Source organism: Fodinibius sediminis, from assembly GCF_900182555.1.
GTDB classification, from domain to species: Bacteria; Bacteroidota; Rhodothermia; order Balneolales; family Balneolaceae; genus Fodinibius; species Fodinibius sediminis.
Window position 1 is genome coordinate 45,952 of record NZ_FXTH01000017.1, and the last position, 18,585, is coordinate 64,536.

Genomic DNA, 18,585 nt, shown 5'->3' on the forward strand with positions numbered 1-18,585 from the left:
ATTAGCATGGGAGAACTATTAATAAACGGGCATTTTCTGAATCAAAAACTAACAGGCGTGCAGCGCTATGCGCGAGAAGTACTCAGAGGCTTTGACCGGGCGGGATATGCCTACCGGGTGCTGGAACCTGAAGACTACTGGTCATCCAATAAAATCAGCCGTAACCTCTGGCAGCAGCTGGTCCTGCCCCGGGAAATGGGGGATCGGGATGTGCTGTGGTCACCCGCCAACAGCGGTCCCATCGGTGCCCGCAACCATTACATAACCCTGCATGACATTGCCGTCTTCCCCCATCCGGAATGGTTTTCTTCTTCCTATGCGACCTGGAAAAGGATACTGATTCCCAGGATTGCCAGACGCGCCAGAGGTATTCTTACGGTTTCTGAATTCTCCAAGAGTATCATCTGTGCCCACCTGGATGTAGCCCCGCACAGCGTCAAGGTTGTATATAACGGGGTTGATACCGATCGCTTCACCCCTGCCCCGGAAAGCGCTATCCAGCGGGTTCGCAACAAGTATAATCTCCACAGCAACTATCTGCTGACCCTCGGGTCGCTTGATCCAAGGAAAAATTTTGGACGGACCATTCAAGCCTGGAAGCGGTGCAAAGACCAAGAGGGACTCGAGAATTTCGTATTGGCTGTTGCCGGGGGAAGCAATGCCAATTTCAGTCGCCTTGATTTGGATTTTACTGATGATGAAACCCGGTTGCTCGGCTATGTGGCCGAAGAGGACTTACCGGCTCTATACTCAGGCGCCTATGCTTTTCTGTTGCCTTCCCTTTTCGAGGGATTCGGACTGCCAGTCATTGAGTCCATGGCCTGTGGAACCCCCGTGATCACCTCCAATACCACAGCGCTTGACGAAGTATCGGGAGATGCTGCCCTGAAAGTAAACCCTTCTGATACTCAGGCCATACGAGAGGGTATTATGACCTTGGTCAACAGCCCGAACCTGCGGATCCGGCTTACCGAGCTTGGACGAGAAAGGGCCCGCCATTTTACCTGGGACAAGGCAGCCCACAGCATTTATCAGTATCTCTGGGAGGCCGACTGATTCATCCGCTCGCTCCCGGTGGCATAGCGGCTGACTCATATCAGTCCGCTTATTTTCTGCAAAACTTTTTTCTTGTGGCTTTACTTGTGCATGCCATGCTTGCCAGACAGCCTGCTTATTTGACATCAAATAATTCACAATTGAAGGGGGGCTTTACATTTTATTAAAAAAAGGCGCTGGTATTTCTATGAGATTGAGCTTATACTGGATCTAATAAATTCCGTAGGATCCTTTCAAAAATATTTTCTATAAAACACGTGATACGCCAATACCTTAAAGCCTTATGCAGCCCCCGATTCTTCGCTGTCATGGTTCTTCTGATCGGCACCGCAGCCTGCAAAAGCTCGGAACAGGCATCAACCCAGGAACCTTCAGACACCAACTCAGAGCTGGAATCTCTTTACTGGGAGCGGATCAAAAATGCCCGAATGTCTTTTACCGAGGCCGATGTTAACTTTATGATAGGCATGATAGCCCATCACGCCCAGGCTTTGGTTATGTCTCGCCTTGCCCCTGAAAACAATGCCCGTCCCTCCGTACAGCGGCTGGCAGCCCGCATCATTAATGCCCAGAAAGATGAAATTGTTTCCATGCAGCAGTGGCTGCGCGACCGGGATCAGCCCGTGCCCGAAATTGAGATTGACGGGCTCGACCTGATGATTGAAATCAACGGGAAGCCCTACACTAAATACCGGAAAATGAGGGGCGTGCTTTCACAGGAACAGCTGCAGGAGCTGGATGAGGCCCAGGGATCGGAGTTTGACCGCCTTTTCCTCAAATACATGATCGAGCATCACTCCGGAGCTGTATACATGGTTGAAAACCTTTTTGCCACTGACGGTGCTGCCCAGGACAACGAAGCATTTAAGCTCGCTTCTGATATCCAGGTAGACCAGCGAACGGAGATCGACAGAATGACCCTGATGCTTGAACGGCTGACCAAATCAGGTTAGGCGATCTTTAACGGCATTTTCTTCAACATAAACATTGACTTAAAATTCAGAACCTACCCATGAATGACAATTACAAACACCACCTGCTAACGACCGGATCTTGTCGGACCGGCAGATCCCTTTTCTGGATTATCGGCATGGTAGTACTTTTGACTACCTACTCCTGTGCTTCTTCATCTGTGATGGAATCTTCACCCAGTGGAGACACAAGCTCGGAGATCAAACCGCTGACTGAGGTGGAACCTCCAAGCCCGGATCCCCGGGTGGGACTGAAGGCCGGCCTGTTTGATGCAGAAGATGCGATCTGGAACCTGGACATGCTTTCACAGACAACACCCCCCGAAGATTTTGTAGGGGTAACCAACTCTGACCTTGCCTTCAAGGATAATTATGCCATCCAGGGTAACTACAATGGGTTTATGGTCTGGGATATCTCGAACCCTAGCGCTCCCGAACTGGTGGTCGACTTTGTCTGTCCCGCCTCACAAAGTGATGTATCCGTATATGGTGACCTGCTGTTTGTCTCCGGCGAGGGACTCGGCGGTCGACTGGACTGCGGCACCCAGGGCGTAGATCAAACCGTGAGCGAAAAGCGCCTCCGGGGAATCCGTATTTTCGATATCTCTGATATTAAAAATCCGGAATATATATCAAACGTCCAGACGTGCCGTGGTTCGCATACCCACTCCGTACTGGCTGACCCCAGGGATGAGGAAAATGTCTATGTCTACGTTTCAGGTTCTGCTCCGGTACGCCCGGAAGAGGAACTCCCGGGCTGCTCCAGTGCGCTTCCGGAGGAGGATCCCAATTCAGCCCTGTTTCGCATCGAGGTAATCAAAGTGCCCCTGGCTCATCCGGAGGATGCCGCTATTGTAAACTCTCCACGCATCTTTGAAAACCTGGAAGCCGCTCCATCACACGGCATGTCGCCCGAGGATCTGGCGGAAATAGAACAGGCAAAGAAAGAGGGCGCCTATGTTGCCGAAATATGGGGACAGCAGCGTATCCTTCCCTCCAGAATTGTGTCCTCCCTGCTTCAGGAAATTGTCGATGAACGCGGAGGCAGCGGGGAGCCAACGGCTGCCGACAGCGCCGCTCTCCGCAAACAGCTCCCGCAGATTGTTGAGGAGCGATGGGGCGATCGCGGCGACGATCCGCTGCAGGATCGGGGGCCCAACCAGTGTCACGATATCACACTCTATCCTGAGATTGGACTGGCCGGCGGCGCCTGCGAAGGCTATGGACTTCTGCTGAATATTGAAGATCCTGCCAATCCAAAACGTGTCGATGCCGTAGCCGATTCCAATTTTGCCTACTGGCATTCCGCCACCTTCAACAACGAAGGCGACAAGGTACTTTTTACCGACGAATGGGGCGGTGGAGGGCAGCCCAAATGCCGTGAAAATGATCCTATGGAATGGGGAGCAAATGCTATTTTCACCATCGACGACGATGACCAGATGAACTTCCAAACCTACTACAAAATGCCCGCCCCACAGACGGCCCAGGAGAACTGCGTGGCCCACAACGGATCCCTGATCCCTGTTCCTGACCGGGACATCATGGTCCAGTCGTGGTATCAGGGCGGGATCTCCATTTTTGACTGGACCGACCCCAAGAATCCGGTTGAAATTGCCTTCCATGATCGTGGACCTGTTGATTCCACCCGCATGCAAATGGGGGGAAGCTGGTCGGTCTACTGGTACAATGGCGTGATCGTAAATTCAGAAATCGCCCGCGGTCTCGATATTTTCAAGCTGAAACCCAGTCCTTATCTGACTGAAAATGAGATTGCTGCCGCTGAGACGGTCACATTTGAACAGCTGAATGCCCAGGGACAACCCAAATACGACTGGCCCACGACATTCGTACTCGCCAAGGCGTATCTTGACCAGCTGGAAAGAGGGAATAGCCTGGCGGAAGAAACCATTGCTGCAAGCCGGCAAAGCATTGCTGATGCCGAGCAGGCATCGGGTGATCGACAGCGCACGATCCTCCGTTCACTCGCTGGTGAGTTGGAGAACCAGGCGGATAAATCCAGCGATCCGGAAAAAGTTGCAAAACTTGTAACTACGCTGGAAGAGCTGGCCGCCGAAGCGCTGGCAGCCCGTTAACAGATAGATCATCGCACGTAGCTTATTTCGAGTCTCCATCAGACCGGTTGTTTCTGGTCTGGTGGAGACTTTTTTCTTTTATACTCCCGACAATGGCTGCCTTCCCTCCCCCTCAGCTTGCATTATATCCCAAACAGTGACTCTGCATTTCATTTTGAGTAAAACCGCAAATTGCACTGCATCCCTCCTCCTGTAATTACATGGCTGGCAACCCGGATGAGAACATGCACCGAAGCATGAAGGTATTTCCCTCTGCAGCAATTCAAAAAAACTGCCCCCCAGTTCTTGGGTTAATGTACCAAACATCGCTATCTTTCCGGGCTCAATCCAATAATTATCCGGTATGGATCCCATAACTCACGGCCTCATTGGTGCCTCAGCGGCACAATCTTCCACCATAAAGGAAAAACTGCGTCCGGCAGCCCTCATTGGATGTACCAGTGCCCTGCTTCCCGACCTGGATGTTCTCATCAGCAGTTCTTCTGATCCTCTGCTGAAGCTGGAATACCATCGCCAGTTCACCCATGCTTTTCTGTTTATTCCCCTGGGGGCCCTGATAGCCGCAGGAGTGCTGTGGTGGTTCTTCAGGGACAGGCTCAGCTTCAAGGAAACCTATCTTTTCAGCCTTTTGGGCTATGCCACTGCCGGACTTGCCGATGCTTTTACCAGCTATGGCGTACAACTGCTCTGGCCCTTCAACACCGGGCGCTTTGCATGGAATATCATTTCGGTCTTTGATCCGCTTTTTTCGCTTGGACTGGTCCTGGCCACAGGATTAGCTATTTATCATAAAAAAAAGACCTGGGTATGGCTGGGGCTTGCCTGGATGGGGCTTTACCTGCTTTTTGGCCTCTTCCAGCGAGAACGATCCCGGACCGCCGCCCTGGAGCTGGCCCGTGAGCGGGGGCACCACATTCAACAGCTTATTGTAAAGCCAACCATTGCCAATCAGCTCCTTTGGAGTATCCGCTATGTCAGTGGCGACCGCCTCTACGCCGACGGGCTACGCCTGTCACCTTTTGCCAAACCGAACGTATATGAAGGAGCGTCCATCGAACTTCTGCCCTATCACAAGAAATATGCTAACCTCGAGGGAACGACCGTCTTTCGGGATATCCAACGCTTTGCCACCCTTTCCGGCAACATCCTTGTTGCCCATCCGGATCACAGTAACGTAATCGGTGACGGGCGCTATTCCATGCTTCCAACATCAGTACGTCCCCTCTGGGGTATCGAGGTTAATACCAGGAGTCCCGGCCAGCCTGTGGATTTCAGAACTTTTCGCAATGCTGATGCGAAGGTCCGGCGTACTTTTCTCAACATGCTTATGGGAAGAGAAACTCCCTAGATCCCGACGCCTGCTGCACCACGAAATGCAGATGCCTAACCTATTTCTCAGCCTCAGCGAGCCAGGTCAGCGTATCAACGCCATCCGGTTTCCATGAAATCGGCGGTTGCTGGGCATTAGATAAGAGCTCTTTTTTTTGCTCCATCCCGGCAAGCCGGACCCCGGGGTGGGTTACAAAAAGACTTTGTAACTGCGGTCCATACTGATCCGCTATTTCCCTGGCTGTTGTCCCATCACCCTGGAGCCAGTAACAGGTGAAATCCTGGTCAAACTCCAAGCCTCCCTCCTGCAGTAAAAAGTACTTCAGCCACAGCTGGGAACGCTCAATACCCCTGTTGTAGGCATATTGATACCTGAGCTTTGGCCGGGGGCACTGATGCTGGGGATTGTCAAGCCAGAAGTCTTTGATATAATTTCTGAGCTCATCTTTGAGCTCGTCCAGTGAAAAGGGGGAGACCACTATAGCTACCGAACGGCATCCCTTGCCACCGTAGCGAAAGATACTTTCCACCAGGGCCTGCATGTCAGCGGCCCTTTTCCTGTCGAGATAAGCTAAAGAAAAGTGGGCCGTACGAATCAAAAACCGGACATCCCCGGCGGCCAGCTGGTACTGCCCAATGGCTTTTTTGACGTCCGGGACCGACGATTCCGATCCTGCAAACACAATGGCATCATGCGGCATGCCCTCGAAATCATCCAGACGGTGCGTCCACTGGACATCCCGGTCGGTCCAAAGCCGGGTCTTTTTCACTTCATTTAAAAAGGTGGGCAGCAGGTAGGGATCCTTGCGTGATATTTTCCCTGTATAGCGGGCGCCGCTGAGCAGGGTGGCCAATGCATCCTGGAAACCCACCAATGGGAGGTTGCCCGCATGCAGGCACAGCACATTTTGCCCAGTAGCATCCTGATCATCCCGCATCCCCGACTGATCGATCCATTCGTGCAAAGCCTTTCTGCTAATACTACTTTTAAGTGTGCCGACGGCGTGCTTCACATCCTCAAAGCTAAAATACCCCTCTCTCGCCGTCCGGTCGATGGCATCCATGAGGTAGTCATTGTCGCTGCGAAGCCAGTGGTTTAAAACTTCGATTAAGGTATCTATGCGCTCCCGGATGTGGCCCATAACTTAACGTTCTCCTTTAACTGTTATAATTCTCTGCTGCTGATACTGCACTGAATTTAGTCCTCATCAATCAAAAAGTTACAGCCGCGCAGGTCTTTGGGATTCCACCGGCCCCTCACCTCGAAGCGTCCCCTTTCGTCCATCACACCCGTATCACCGGTAAGCAAAAAAGGACAAGAGTGCACATTTGCCAGGTCTATCACCCCGATCAATCCCTCATTGTTGGGCGGCACCGTTTCAGAAGGATCTTCCGGATTTCGGATCGAAACCTTCATCCACGGGACGGTCCGAAACCAGTTGCCGCCGATGGCATAAGCCTGGCTCAAAAGTTCAGCCATCCCATACTCGGAGTGAATGCGGCTGCCATCCAGTCCGAAGCCACGGGCCAGTCTGCGATGCAGCTCCCGGCGGCTCATTTCACGACGGTGGGTCTTCATCCCCCCCGTTTCAATAACAATCGCGTTCGAGGGCAGGCGGACCGCCCCCAGCTCCACCAGGTCCAGCAAGCCAAACGCCGCACCAAAAAGGATAAGCTGCTTACCCTCCCGCTCCACCTCTTCGATGGCACTGCTCTCCAACGGGTTGGCAAGAGGCAAAAAACGACTTTTACCACTTTCATCCTGGTCAATGAGCTTCTGGAGCATATAGATCAGCGAGGAGTGGGGATTATCAGCATAGCCGGGCGTGTAGGCCCAGATGACACACTGATCCAGGTTATAAAACGCCTTGAACCCTTCCACCAGCGACTGTTCATAAATTCGGGCCTCGTGGACCCGGTGGATGCTCCGCTGCATCTCGGATGTTCCGCTGCTTTTGAACAGCCGATCCGGCTGCTCATCCGGCTTCGCTGTGATTTCAGCATCTTTAAAGGCCTTGACAGGCAGCAGGGGAATCCTGCTGATATCCTTCCCGCCTGAATTCAGGATATCAGGGGCCAGGGCCTCGCAAAAGCGACGATAAACCAAGTTATTCTCAACCTGGTATTCGAAGATCTGTTGAACTTTTTCCTCAAAAGGGCGCTCTGCTGAAAAGATGACCGTTGACCAATTTTCCATCTGGCATCATATGTGTTATACCACAGCGCACTAAGCAGCGGCACAAGGGCTGTGGTGATACTTATGTTGATTGTGAAGCGCCGGCAGTTTAATTTTTGACCGCTACTCCAGCCCAACCCGCTGAAAAATACGCTCTACATTTCGCGTATGGTGTTCCAGGTCGAACGCCTCATCAATTTCCTCCCCGCTAAGGTTTTCCTGTACGGTTTCATCGGCTTCCACCAGATCACGAAACATGGTTTTCTCTTCCCACGCCTTCATGGCCAGCGGCTGAACCGTGTCATAGGCTTTTTCGCGCGACATCCCCGTATCAATCAGTTTGTGGAGCACGCGCTGAGAGAACGTCAGCCCGTAGGTTTTATAGATGTTGTCGTGCATATTCTCATCGTAGATCGTAAGCTTTTCGATGACCCCGGAGAACCGGTTCAGCATATAATCCAGCAGAATCGTGGCATCCGGCAGGATAATGCGCTCAACGGAGGAGTGCGAAATATCGCGCTCGTGCCACAGGGGGATATTCTCGTAGGCCGAGACCATGTAGCCGCGCAACACGCGTGAACAGCCTGAAATATTCTCCGAGCTCACCGGGTTGCGCTTGTGGGGCATGGAGGAAGAGCCTTTCTGTCCTTTCCTGAAAAATTCCTCAGCTTCCCGCACTTCACTGCGCTGCAGGTGACGGATCTCCACGGCGATCTTCTCCATCGTAGAACCGATGAGAGCCAGGGTTGAAATATAGTCAGCATGTCGATCGCGCTGCAGCGTTTGAGTAGAAATAGGTGCCGGCGACAGCCCCAGTTCTTCACAGACCGACTCCTCAACTTCCGGGGGAATATTGGCAAAGGTACCCACGGAGCCGCTCATCTTGCCAAACTCCACCCCTTCGGCCGCTTTCTCAAACCGCTCCTGGTTGCGTTTCATCTCGGCATACCAAAGCGCACATTTGAGACCGAAGGTCGTCGGTTCGGCATGCACGCCGTGCGTACGGCCCATCATGACCGTAAACTTGTGCTTCTTTGCCTTCTCCGCCAGCACATCGATGATATGCTGGATATCTTTTCGCAGTATTTCATTGGCCTGCTTCAATCGATAACCGTTGGCCGTATCCACAACATCGGTGGATGTAAGTCCGTAGTGAACCCACTTTTTCTCATCCCCGAGCGATTCCGAAACCGATCGCGTGAAAGCCACCACATCATGTCGCGTTTTCTTTTCAATCTCCTTGATGCGATCCACATCAAATGATGCCTTTTCGTACAGCTTCTCCACATCCTCTTGTGGAATTTTGCCGAGTTTGCTCCAGGCATTACAGGCGGCCAGCTCAACATCAAGCCAGGCTTGGAATTGATTTTCCAGCGACCAGATATCGGCCATCTCTTTTCGGGAATATCGCTCAATCATGAAATTGTATCCAATAATTTGGGATTGTTATGCAGACCCAAAGATATTGGATTTATTTGAAAAGGAGAAAACTCATACGGTCCTGATTTACACAGGGTCTCCGACGCCGGCCTCGTCGTGAACCCAGACCGGGGACAACAAAAAAAAGAAGCCCGGGCTGATTTCCACAGCCCGGGCCTGGCCTCATAAAATGCTCCCTTCCGGGAGCACGGGTTTGAGGGTACGTCAAGGGTAATCCTTACTTATTTCTGTCCTCCTTGCCTTCTATTACCCTCACGTTGTTATCCAGCTCCTCATAGGTTTTGCCCATCTCCCTAAACTGCGACCGCTGTTCTTTCAGCAGCTCCTGGGATGTCTTTATGCGCTGTTTTTTACGATCGGCCAGCTGAGGCTCTATGCTTGCCTTGATAAGAATAACCAGCTCCTGCTCAATCCGGTCATTGGCATTATAGCCAAAGAGATACCGCAATCCGAAAAACCATGGCGGAAGGTCCTTGAGAAGAGGTATTCCTTTGCGGACCGTTGCCTTTTCGGTTCGATACAGCCCCGCAATGACGGTTGACTCCCCGTCGAGCAGCAGGATTTGAGAATTTGCCTGCTGCTTGTTAATAACCGTGCTCACGGGATCCGGCTGGGCCGTCGACCGTTCAGCACTGATGTCCATTGCAATGAAAGTGGAATCCCCGTCCTTTACAATACTGGGCGTGACAGTGAGAATAGTCCCGACGCTGAAAAAACGGTCAGTGACATTGCCTGCGAAATCCCGCTGCTTGATGGAGAAATCCTGTCCTACCTGTATACGTCCTTCCTCCCCGTCCAGTACTTTTATTTCAGGGGTAGCCAGAATTTTCCCCAGGTTGTTTGCTTCAAATGCTTTAAACAGGGCCCGGACCTCGATACCGCTGCCGGCAATTTCACCGAAGTTAACCACCCCGTTGAACAGGTTCTGGGTCACTTCCTGCGCAGCCCGAGAATTTACTTCTACATAATCATTGCTGAAGCCTACATCCGGCAGGGTCTGGCGCGTTCCACCGCCTCCTCTTCCACCACCGCCACCGCCGCTCCCGCCGGAGCTCGGGTCGATAACCTGGCTCAGGCCCTCTGGCCGAGACCCCAGATTGTGGATGGTGCTCCAGTCAACCCCGATTTCCCGGAGAGCACGCTTGTTGCCTTCGAAGAAAACAGCCTTTATGCGTACTTCCCTGCTGCCAAAGTCCAGAGACATTTCCTCGGATGCCGGCCCGTTTCCGCCGGTATATTCCCCTGCTCCCTCCATCGCAATGACTTCATAGAACCGGGGGGTTTCGACCACCTGATATCCCTGTACATCTGCGATATACTGCAGTACATCTTTCCAGTATACCTTATTGATCGGGACACCGATCTCGGCCGTTGTTTTGGTACGGTCTACGATTACCTTGTCAGCATAACGCTGAGCGTATTCGTTGAGCAAGTCAACAGCCTCGTCAAAGGTCATATTCTTGCTTAAACTGACCAACTCTTCCGGACTGGTATATTCTCTGACCGGGGCTTCCCTGCCGACCTGTGCCACCGCTGATCCACGGGGCGATACGGTCAGCAATCCTGTGACCACTGCTATGAAAAGCGCGTACATTACTCTTTTGATATTAGTCGTTTTCATTAGTCTAATTCCCTTGTTATATATTTTATGATTCCGCCTTCGTTTAATTTAAACGTCGCCGAATTACTGGTTCTGTCGACGGTAATAAGTGTACCCAGGTAAACCCGATCGCCTTCATAGAGATATTGTATGTTGCCGTTTTGGTCCCTGAGGGAAACAAAATTCTTGCCTACACTCAGCAGTTTACTGGCCTCTACATCCGGAAGGTTCTCCTCATTTTCCTTCACGTCATGGATCAGCGGGTAAAAAGAGTTGTAGGTGTAAACCGGCAGCTCTCTCGTCGGCTCCAGGGAATAATCCTCGAAAATCGACTTGCGATCGTACAGGCTCTCAAGCTTGAAGCTGTAGTTTACCCTGCCCAGATTTTCCAGGTCGGTCAGGGGCTCTATTGACATCTCCTTGATTTTGAATAGCGAGCGCCCGTATTCGATCCGATTGACAAACTGATTCAGGTTCCTGTAATAGCCTTCACCGCTTACATCAAACTTCAGTAAACCGAAATTGTCGTAATTGGTTGAATCCACCGAAATGAAATTCATATAGGTAAAAGCCCGGTCCTTTCCGAAGGAAATCAATGCGCTGTATACCTGATCGGCATTCTTTGCTTTCACAAGCAGCTTGGCATTTTCATTCACTTTCTCTTTTAACGTCTGGTATCGATCTGCCAGGTTATCGTAGTTGTTGGCGATTTCCTGGTGTTCCTGCAGCTGTTCTTTTTTCTGGACAACCTCTTTGTCCAGACGATCTATCTCTGCATTCTCCACCCAGTGAAATCGTGACCAACCCGCTCCAACCATGACAAACCATACCCCTACCAGGATTAGTGAGTTTCTAATTGCGTAAGTCACTGTTCGTACCCCCTTCTTCTTTGTTATTATTGATTGTATTCGACTGTTCTGCGAATTTTTGGTCCAGATTGTCCGTGAACCTGTTGTGCACCTTGATGGTAAACTTGTAGAGCCTAACGTCACGCATTTCCACCACGGACACTGCTTTCAGATCCGCTGATTCAAAAAGGTTGGTAACCTGTGGAATGCGGTCGCGCGTCATGCTATACCCCTGCAGCATAAAACCCTGTTCGGCATACTTTATTCGCTCAATCCATACATTTTTGATAGTGTTCAACCCGTCATTCAGCGTTTTCAGGGTCTCGCTCCAGTAGTAACTGCCCTGACTCAGTTCCTCAAGCAGCCCCATTTTCCTTTGCTCCACCTCATAAAGCTGCTGGGTCTCATGGGCTTGTGCCACCACTGGTTCCAGATCCATAATCCGCAACTCGGTACGGAACAGTTCATCGTTGAGATCACTGATCTGTTGCTGCTTTTGCTGGTACATCCAGTTCCAAACCGTTGGTGTGACCAATAGCAAGAGCAGCAGGATAATGCCGTGCCATCGCAGCTTCAGGGTATTCTGGCGCTCCTCTATATAGGTGGGGAGCAGGGAATACTCGCTGTAATCAGTGTTTTTATTTTCCGCAGCCGCCAGGGCCACCCCTATTGCCGAGGTAAAGAAACCGGTAACGGCCTCAAGGTGTTCGGGAATAGCAAGGGCATCGGCTTTAAACCGAAATTCATCGACCCTGACATCCGGAAACTGCTTTTTGAAATAATTAATGGATGTGCCATTCAAATCATTATTGGTTACCAGTATGCGGTCCAGGCTGCTCAGTTCTCCGGTATCGAGCTGGAACAGTATTTTACTGAAAATCACATCCAGTACCTTTCTTGAATCCCTCCCCTCGTCGATAGGTGATATGACGTACTGTATCTGGTTGCCCCGCATAAAGAAAATTCTCGTACGGTTGAAACTCATATGGATGACACAGGTAATTTCATCCGATGCCAGCTCGTAGTTTTGTTTAACCAGGCTGGCCAGAATCGCTTCATCGGGAAGGACCTGCCCAATGTTCACCTTGCCGGATTGCAGATCCCGGGCTTCCTCCAGCAGCCTCAGCAGATACGGCTGGTTCTGGTAAGAGATCAACAGCAATGAGCCATCTTCCCGAATTTTGTACTCATAGCGATCCGCGCTCGGTACCGAACCATACACCTTGTCCAGGTGTTCCTCGACAAATTGTTGCAATTCTTTCTTTTTGAGGTGGCTGTAATCCTTGTCTCTGAAAATCTGGAAATTGCAATCTCCATTGCGAATGGTCATGCCCACGCTGATTTTCCTGGCCTTTTTTTCGCTCAGGACATCCGACACCGTCATCACATTCGCATTAAACGCATTCTCGCCTCCTCTCTCCTTGTCGACGGCCATCAACAGGTCCAGCTCACCCGTTGTTTCACCATTTTCTTCATAGCGCTCGTCGAGCCCGAAGTGAAAGTCCTCATCGTAGTCCTTGACCACTTCTTTTGAACGGTTTTCACCCCGTTTTATCTCTTCTTCCTCTTTGATGGCCATACGGTCCAGCTGAGTCAGCTTCCAGCCATTTTTCTCTTTTTTTATACGGGCGATTTTTAATAAATCCCCTTCCAGTGTTAACCCCAGGTATTCTTTAGCCATGACGTTTACCCTACCATTGTGTTAAGTTTATCCATTGTCGACGGATTCAGCAGCTTATGCATCCGTTTCTTGTTATTTGAATAGTTCAAAGCGGTCTCTTCGGATATCTTACCCTGCTCATAGAGCCGCTTCAGATCCTGCTCCATGGTATGCATGCCCATTTTACCGCCTTCCATAAGCATTTGGTAAATCTCCCCGATATTATTATTTCGAATGGCCGCCTTGACCGAAGGTGTCACCAGCAGCACCTCTTTAGCCAGCACCCGCTTGCCGTCGAGACTCGGCACCAGCTTTTGGCTGATAACACAAGTCAGGACATCAGCCAGCCGCATCCGGATGCGTGTCTGCTCGTCGGTGGGTACCTCTCCCATGATTCGTTCGATGCTTTCCATGGCCGACGAGGTGTGAAGGGTTCCGAAGGTTTTGTGTCCGGAGTCCGTAATTTCAAGAGCGGTCATAATCGTCTCCGGATCCCTCAGTTCGCCGATCATGATAACATCCGGATCCTGGCGCAAGGCCTGGATCGCCCCGTTCTTGAACGAGGTCACATCCCGGCCCACTTCGCGGTGACGAATAATGCTTTTTATGGGTTCGTGTACCAGCTCTACGGGCGAGGCGATGATAACGATATGTGCTTCCATGCTCCGGTTGTTTGCATCTATAATAGTATCCAGCGTACTGGATTTTCCGGAACCCGTGATGCCCGTCACCAGGGTAAGGCCGTATTGAAAGTATTTCAGGCTCACCGCCTTGGCAACTTCGGGATGAAGCTCCAGTCCTTTAAATGGCCGGATGACATTGTCGATGCGGCGCATGTTCAGGGCCAGGTGCTCCATATCGTAATACATGTTGGCCCGGAAACGCTGATCCAGCCCTTCCGACTTTGCAATGGTGTAGGAAAAGTCAAAATTGCGCTGCTCAAACAGCTTCTTCCGCTGCCGGGGCATCAGCAGATTCAACAGCAGAATATCGGTTTCTCGCTTGGCAAGCCGGTAATCCGTATCAACCGGATTTTTATCCCCGTGGATCCGATACCAGACCCTCCCGATGCAGCCCGGGCCGCCCAGGTCAATATCCGAGGCCTCCAGGGGTTCCATCCGGTTCAGGTAATATTCCAGTTTGTCCGTCAGCTGCTGCTTCCACTCTTCCGGCTGCTGGTCGATGAGACTCGTCATCTCCCGCTGAAGATCTATGCCCCTGACGGTATCCGGCAACTGATGCAGCAGCGGCTGTATCATACCGGAGATTGCCTTCAAACTATGTTGATCCTTGATTTCGATGTTCATGATTACGTACCCTCTCGTATTATTTAATGGTTACCCTTGTTATGTAATATTAACCCTTGTTTTTTATCCAGTTGTCACTCATAGATATCCAGAATATCGAAGGTTGCCGGCAGGTTCTGTTTCGCCGCCTCCCGGGCAAAGTCCAGGGCCGCGCTGTTGTACTGTATATTCAGATTCCCTCCCAGGTCAACCGTGGTGGGCGTGCCTTCCGACGATCCAACCACCACCGATCCATGGATGGTCGCTGTACCTTGTCCGTCGAACGCCCAGGAATTCTCAAATAAGACCAGGCCGTAGAAATTAAACGTCCCGGCCAGATCAATGGTCGACAGGTCCAGGTCCCCCGTCTTCTTTACTACCAGGATTCCATATCCGTTGACATTGCCTGTTATTTTAGCATAATCTTCCACAAAAAAGACGCCCGGGTTGTTCTTGCTTCCCAGATTTGACGTATACTGCCCGTTGAGGTAGGTGGCATTGGGCTCCAGCTGCCCTATTAACTCGGACAGCGTATTAAAATCCAGCGATTCATCGACCTCGATACTCGGGGTACCGGTATTTCCCACCACCTGATCCAGCTGATTCTCGGTTCCGCTTTCCATGATCTGGTCCTTGCTGGCCTGGTCGATTACCGATATGCCGGGCAGTCCCTCTGGATCCTGGCCGCTTTCGTCCAGGCCGTTGATGTCAAAGCTCCCGTAGAGATTGGTTATAAAATTGGGATCCGTCAGGGCAAGCGCTCCCGGAATATCCGGAATCTGGGCTTCCACAATGGCCACCTTGTAGTTGACAGCGGCCGAATCCCCGTGCATGAGCCCCCGGGCATTCAGCTGCAGCTGATCGGCGCCCAAACTGGCATTGGTGGTATGGTCCTCCATGACTACTTCGGCAGTACCATAGTCCAATATGATGGAATACGGCTTGTAGTTGTTGCGCCAGCTCGGGTCATCACGCAGTTCGTGCAGCGTGGCCTCCACTCCCGCATGGGCCAGGTTAATCATTTCAGCATTGTTCGCATAGGAGGCCGTACGCTGGGCCAGTGCCGTATGCCGGTCGTTGATATTTATCTGGATAATTCCCAGGATTATGACGGTCACCGAACAAATATATATTAATGGACGTCCCATGATTATTTTCTCTTTTTATCGTTTCTGATTCATGCAGTCAATTGGCTATGCTCAGGGGCACAAACGTTTTTTCCCATGCGGCTTTCATATAATCATCACCCACCGGCTCGGCACTTTCGCTCACCAGCACTGCCTTCACCCGCCGGATATCATCCAACACCGTGGTTGGGACGTTGTGATCATCGTAATACTGGAACCCAAACTTTATAACGCCCAGCTTTATATCGGTGCTGTGACCGTTCACCGTTCGCGTCAACACGTAATCAGCGGGATTCCTGGTCTCAGTTACCGCCTGGGTCTGGTCCCATTCCCAGGTAACCTGATCTACCACACCATCATCCTCCAGGTCGCCCAGGAAGGTGAGTTTCTGCGGCGTTGCCTCCAGCAGGCTGCTCCCACTCTTCCGATAACCTATCTTACGGATGTCACTACTGAGGACCGTCGATATATTGTCGATGTTAACCTTGGCTATCTGGTCGTTCATGGAATCCATGGAACTCTCTACCAGGCTGAGATTTACTTTAACCAGCGACAACATCAGGACACTGCCTATGGCAAAACTGGATATCAATGATAAATTCATGCCAACCTCTCTCTTTTATATTTTCTTGATCCGTACATGCGGCAATGGTTCGTTTAGTAATATGATTTTATGTAGGTAACACCCACGGTGTCCTGCGTTTCGGAGACAACCTCTACATGCAGGCGCTTGTAGGCCGTTTTAACGGACGATACCTGGCTCAAATCACTTTCCTGCATATACTCTACCCGGCACTTCGTTTTGTAAATTCCATGCTGGGTGGTGTCGGTACGCGTATAATTGTGATAGTCGTCGAAATCGTCGAAGTACGGATATGTTTCTCCCATGTCCGATCCGATCAGCGAAAAATCATCCGGTACCTTCAGGGGGATGTAGCTGCCGGTGGAAGCTTCGTCAAAAGCTTTTGTTCTCGACTCGTCAGCGATATTCTGGGCCAGCGCAACGGCCGTATAGTCGAGCTCAGTCCGCACCATGGCCTTGTTGTTGTTCAACAGCACCCTGGTCAACCCCAGCTGCAGCAGGGCAAAAATAAACAGCGCCGCTACCAGCAGTATGTGTTCCGAAGTATCAACCATGATTATTCCTCGTCAGCATGTTTTGTATTCATTTAGTCGTCCACGGTCATCGCCAGGATCTCCTCGATGGAGGTGATCCCCTCTTTAACACGCTCCCTGCCCGATGCCCGGAGCGTCATCATGCCGTTTTTAATGGCATATTCCCTGATAACTTCCTCGTCAATATTCTGGCCGGCATCCAGGATCAGGTTGCGAATCTCCTTGGTGAAGTAAAGAGCTTCAATAATGGCCGTTCTTCCCTTGTAGCCATTGTTGCATTCTTTACATCCCAGTTCATGCGCCCTGTAAAACGTTGTCCGGGCTATTTCCTCTTCAGTAAACCCCAGACCCCGTGCCAGCTCGGGATGCAAATCCTCGATCTCCTCCCTGCAATGCATGCAGAGCTTGCGCACCAGCCGCTGTGCCATCACCAGGTTTACCGCATTTGCGATGAGGAAAGGTTCCACGCCCATCTTGTACAACCTTGATATTGCACTGGGAGCGTCATTGGTGTGCAGCGTCGAAAACGTAAGGTGACCGGTATTCGCCAGCTTGATGGCGATCTCAGCCGTTGGTAAATCCCGGATTTCGCCGACCAAGACAATGTCCGGATCGTGGCGCAGGATCCCCCTCATCGACTGATCAAAACTCATATGACTGTTGATCTTCAGCTGCCGGGCCCCCCGGATGATATATTCCGTCGGGTCTTCCACCGTCAGGACATTCTTTGTGGGATCCATGACATGGTGCAGGGCGGCAATGAGGCTGGTGGATTTACCGCTGCCTGTGGGCCCCGTGATGATGACAATGCCGGAAGGTTTGCTTATTGCCTTACGAAACAGCCGGAGGGCATTGTCCTGCAGCCCCAGCTTGTTCAGGTCGGTGATCACCTTGCGGTCGTCCAGCACCCGTATGACAATGGACTCAAATTTCCGGTTGAACTCCATGCCCACGATAGGCATGATCGACACCCGGAAACGGATGTTCACGTTATCGATCTTCCGCTGAATAAATCCATCCTGCGAGCTGTCGCGCTCAAAACGGTCCACATTCTTGGTCTTGTCCTTTACCACGGCAATGATGGCCTCCGGCTTCACCTTGTCCTGCTGGTGCCAGAGCTGCAGTTTCCCGTCAATGCGAAACCGGATCTCCGTCATGGTTTTTCCCGTCGGAATCACATGGGCATCACTGGCTCCCTGGCGGACCGCCTCGACCAGCATTCCCTCAACCAGCTTGTTAAGCATACTCTGGTTGATCTCCGCATCAAGCTCCTCTTCTTCGACTCCTTCCTTTTCATCACCGGGCAGCTCCGGCTCCCCGAATTCGATATCACTCAGCTGCTCGAGAATGTCATTCTTTTTATAGAGTACCTGCTCTATCAGATACTGCAGCGAATCCTGTTTGCAGTACACCAGCTCAAAGTCACTTGCCGAAAGCCGGCCGGCCAAATCATTAATCTTGGGGTTGGTGGGGTCGGAGGTGAGAATGACCACTTTCTGGTTCTGCTGGGAGATGGGAAAAGCATCCTGGTCGATAAATTCGTTCAGCAGCGGCTCCTGGATCTGGTCGATAAACTCTTTAATCTCCTTGAGCTTATGATCTTCCAGCCCCTCTCCATTCAGCTTGAACTCCCGGATCACAAAAATGTCAGCAATCGCTTTCATAAGTACATCGCGGTCCAGCTCCAGCTCCTCCAGGAGGATCTGGGAGAATCGACGGGCCGACATGTCCGTATCCATCGCCTGCAGCCGAAAAGCCTTATCCAGCTGCTCCCTGGAGATGATATCCTTCCGGTACAAAATCTCCCCAATATGCCGGTGTGTGTCTACTCTTCCCATGGATGTGTCTCTCTCTTTTTTTGCGTGTTAAATTTGTTTGTG

The 18,585-nt window shown here is 51.3% G+C and carries 15 protein-coding genes; 4 read left to right on the plus strand and 11 right to left on the minus strand.

The genetic code is table 11. The features are described 5' to 3' along the window. Positions 1 to 6: 6 nt before the first annotated feature. The 4 genes from FN808_RS16015 (at position 7) to FN808_RS16030 (ending at position 5,471) form a co-directional block, all read left to right on the plus strand. Positions 7 to 1,056, plus strand: a complete 1,050-nt coding sequence (locus tag FN808_RS16015) for a glycosyltransferase family 4 protein (protein WP_142715626.1) — start codon at positions 7 to 9, stop codon at positions 1,054 to 1,056. Positions 1,057 to 1,364: 308 nt separating this feature from the next. Continuing rightward, positions 1,365 to 2,009, plus strand: a complete 645-nt coding sequence (locus FN808_RS16020; protein ID WP_142715627.1) for a DUF305 domain-containing protein — start codon at positions 1,365 to 1,367, stop codon at positions 2,007 to 2,009. Positions 2,010 to 2,068: 59 nt separating this feature from the next. Further along, complete coding sequence (locus tag FN808_RS16025) at positions 2,069 to 4,123, plus strand: LVIVD repeat-containing protein (RefSeq protein WP_221930083.1); 2,055 nt, start codon at positions 2,069 to 2,071, stop codon at positions 4,121 to 4,123. 343 nt (positions 4,124 to 4,466) lie between these two features. After that, complete coding sequence (locus tag FN808_RS16030; protein ID WP_142715628.1) at positions 4,467 to 5,471, plus strand: metal-dependent hydrolase; 1,005 nt, start codon at positions 4,467 to 4,469, stop codon at positions 5,469 to 5,471. A 40-nt stretch (positions 5,472 to 5,511) separates the two neighbouring features. Here the strand turns inward: FN808_RS16030 and FN808_RS16035 are convergent, their stop codons facing one another. The 11 genes from FN808_RS16035 to FN808_RS16085 form a co-directional block, all read right to left on the minus strand. Next, positions 5,512 to 6,594, minus strand: a complete 1,083-nt coding sequence (locus FN808_RS16035) for an acyl-CoA reductase (RefSeq protein ID WP_142715629.1) — start codon at positions 6,592 to 6,594, stop codon at positions 5,512 to 5,514. A 56-nt stretch (positions 6,595 to 6,650) separates the two neighbouring features. Then, on the minus strand, positions 6,651 to 7,649 hold the full coding sequence (locus FN808_RS16040; RefSeq protein WP_142715630.1) for a LuxE/PaaK family acyltransferase: 999 nt from the start codon (positions 7,647 to 7,649) through the stop codon (positions 6,651 to 6,653). Between the two features lie 102 nt (positions 7,650 to 7,751). Next, complete coding sequence (gene purB, locus FN808_RS16045) at positions 7,752 to 9,047, minus strand: adenylosuccinate lyase (protein ID WP_142715631.1); 1,296 nt, start codon at positions 9,045 to 9,047, stop codon at positions 7,752 to 7,754. A gap of 238 nt (positions 9,048 to 9,285) precedes the next feature. Beyond that, positions 9,286 to 10,689: a type II secretion system protein GspD gene (locus tag FN808_RS16050; RefSeq protein WP_142715632.1), complete on the minus strand. Its 1,404-nt coding sequence runs from the start codon at positions 10,687 to 10,689 to the stop codon at positions 9,286 to 9,288. Then, complete coding sequence (locus tag FN808_RS16055) at positions 10,689 to 11,537, minus strand: type 4a pilus biogenesis protein PilO (protein WP_142715633.1); 849 nt, start codon at positions 11,535 to 11,537, stop codon at positions 10,689 to 10,691. Before FN808_RS16055 ends, FN808_RS16050 begins: the two co-directional genes overlap by 1 nt. After that, positions 11,521 to 13,197, minus strand: coding sequence for a PilN domain-containing protein (locus tag FN808_RS16060; RefSeq protein WP_142715634.1), 1,677 nt, complete (start codon positions 13,195 to 13,197; stop codon positions 11,521 to 11,523). The genes FN808_RS16055 and FN808_RS16060 overlap by 17 nt, the downstream gene beginning before the upstream one ends. A 5-nt stretch (positions 13,198 to 13,202) precedes the next feature. Further along, positions 13,203 to 14,483, minus strand: a complete 1,281-nt coding sequence (locus FN808_RS16065; protein ID WP_142715635.1) for a type IV pilus twitching motility protein PilT — start codon at positions 14,481 to 14,483, stop codon at positions 13,203 to 13,205. Between the two features lie 74 nt (positions 14,484 to 14,557). Next, positions 14,558 to 15,610, minus strand: a complete 1,053-nt coding sequence (locus FN808_RS16070) for a hypothetical protein (protein ID WP_142715636.1) — start codon at positions 15,608 to 15,610, stop codon at positions 14,558 to 14,560. Positions 15,611 to 15,647: 37 nt separating this feature from the next. Continuing rightward, a complete protein-coding gene (locus FN808_RS16075) occupies positions 15,648 to 16,193 on the minus strand; it encodes a hypothetical protein (protein ID WP_142715637.1) in 546 nt (181 codons plus the stop codon). A gap of 53 nt (positions 16,194 to 16,246) precedes the next feature. Beyond that, the gene (locus FN808_RS16080) at positions 16,247 to 16,726 is read right to left on the minus strand and encodes a type IV pilus modification PilV family protein (RefSeq protein WP_142715638.1); all 480 of its coding nucleotides are present in this window, start codon (positions 16,724 to 16,726) and stop codon (positions 16,247 to 16,249) included. A 32-nt stretch (positions 16,727 to 16,758) separates the two neighbouring features. Next, complete coding sequence (locus tag FN808_RS16085; protein ID WP_142715639.1) at positions 16,759 to 18,543, minus strand: GspE/PulE family protein; 1,785 nt, start codon at positions 18,541 to 18,543, stop codon at positions 16,759 to 16,761. Between the last annotated feature and the right edge of the window lie 42 nt (positions 18,544 to 18,585).

Coding starts and splice junctions, on each gene's coding strand:
- FN808_RS16060 (WP_142715634.1), bottom strand. CDS start 13,197: ATGGCTAAAGAATACCTGGGGTTAACACTGGAAGGGGATTTATTAAAA.
- FN808_RS16070 (WP_142715636.1), bottom strand. CDS start 15,610: ATGGGACGTCCATTAATATATATTTGTTCGGTGACCGTCATAATCCTG.
- FN808_RS16075 (WP_142715637.1), bottom strand. CDS start 16,193: ATGAATTTATCATTGATATCCAGTTTTGCCATAGGCAGTGTCCTGATG.
- FN808_RS16020 (WP_142715627.1), top strand. CDS start 1,365: ATGGTTCTTCTGATCGGCACCGCAGCCTGCAAAAGCTCGGAACAGGCA.
- FN808_RS16025 (WP_221930083.1), top strand. CDS start 2,069: ATGAATGACAATTACAAACACCACCTGCTAACGACCGGATCTTGTCGG.
- FN808_RS16080 (WP_142715638.1), bottom strand. CDS start 16,726: ATGGTTGATACTTCGGAACACATACTGCTGGTAGCGGCGCTGTTTATT.
- FN808_RS16065 (WP_142715635.1), bottom strand. CDS start 14,483: ATGAACATCGAAATCAAGGATCAACATAGTTTGAAGGCAATCTCCGGT.
- FN808_RS16085 (WP_142715639.1), bottom strand. CDS start 18,543: ATGGGAAGAGTAGACACACACCGGCATATTGGGGAGATTTTGTACCGG.
- FN808_RS16035 (WP_142715629.1), bottom strand. CDS start 6,594: ATGGGCCACATCCGGGAGCGCATAGATACCTTAATCGAAGTTTTAAAC.
- FN808_RS16030 (WP_142715628.1), top strand. CDS start 4,467: ATGGATCCCATAACTCACGGCCTCATTGGTGCCTCAGCGGCACAATCT.
- FN808_RS16015 (WP_142715626.1), top strand. CDS start 7: ATGGGAGAACTATTAATAAACGGGCATTTTCTGAATCAAAAACTAACA.
- purB (WP_142715631.1), bottom strand. CDS start 9,047: ATGATTGAGCGATATTCCCGAAAAGAGATGGCCGATATCTGGTCGCTG.
- FN808_RS16050 (WP_142715632.1), bottom strand. CDS start 10,689: ATGAAAACGACTAATATCAAAAGAGTAATGTACGCGCTTTTCATAGCA.
- FN808_RS16040 (WP_142715630.1), bottom strand. CDS start 7,649: ATGGAAAATTGGTCAACGGTCATCTTTTCAGCAGAGCGCCCTTTTGAG.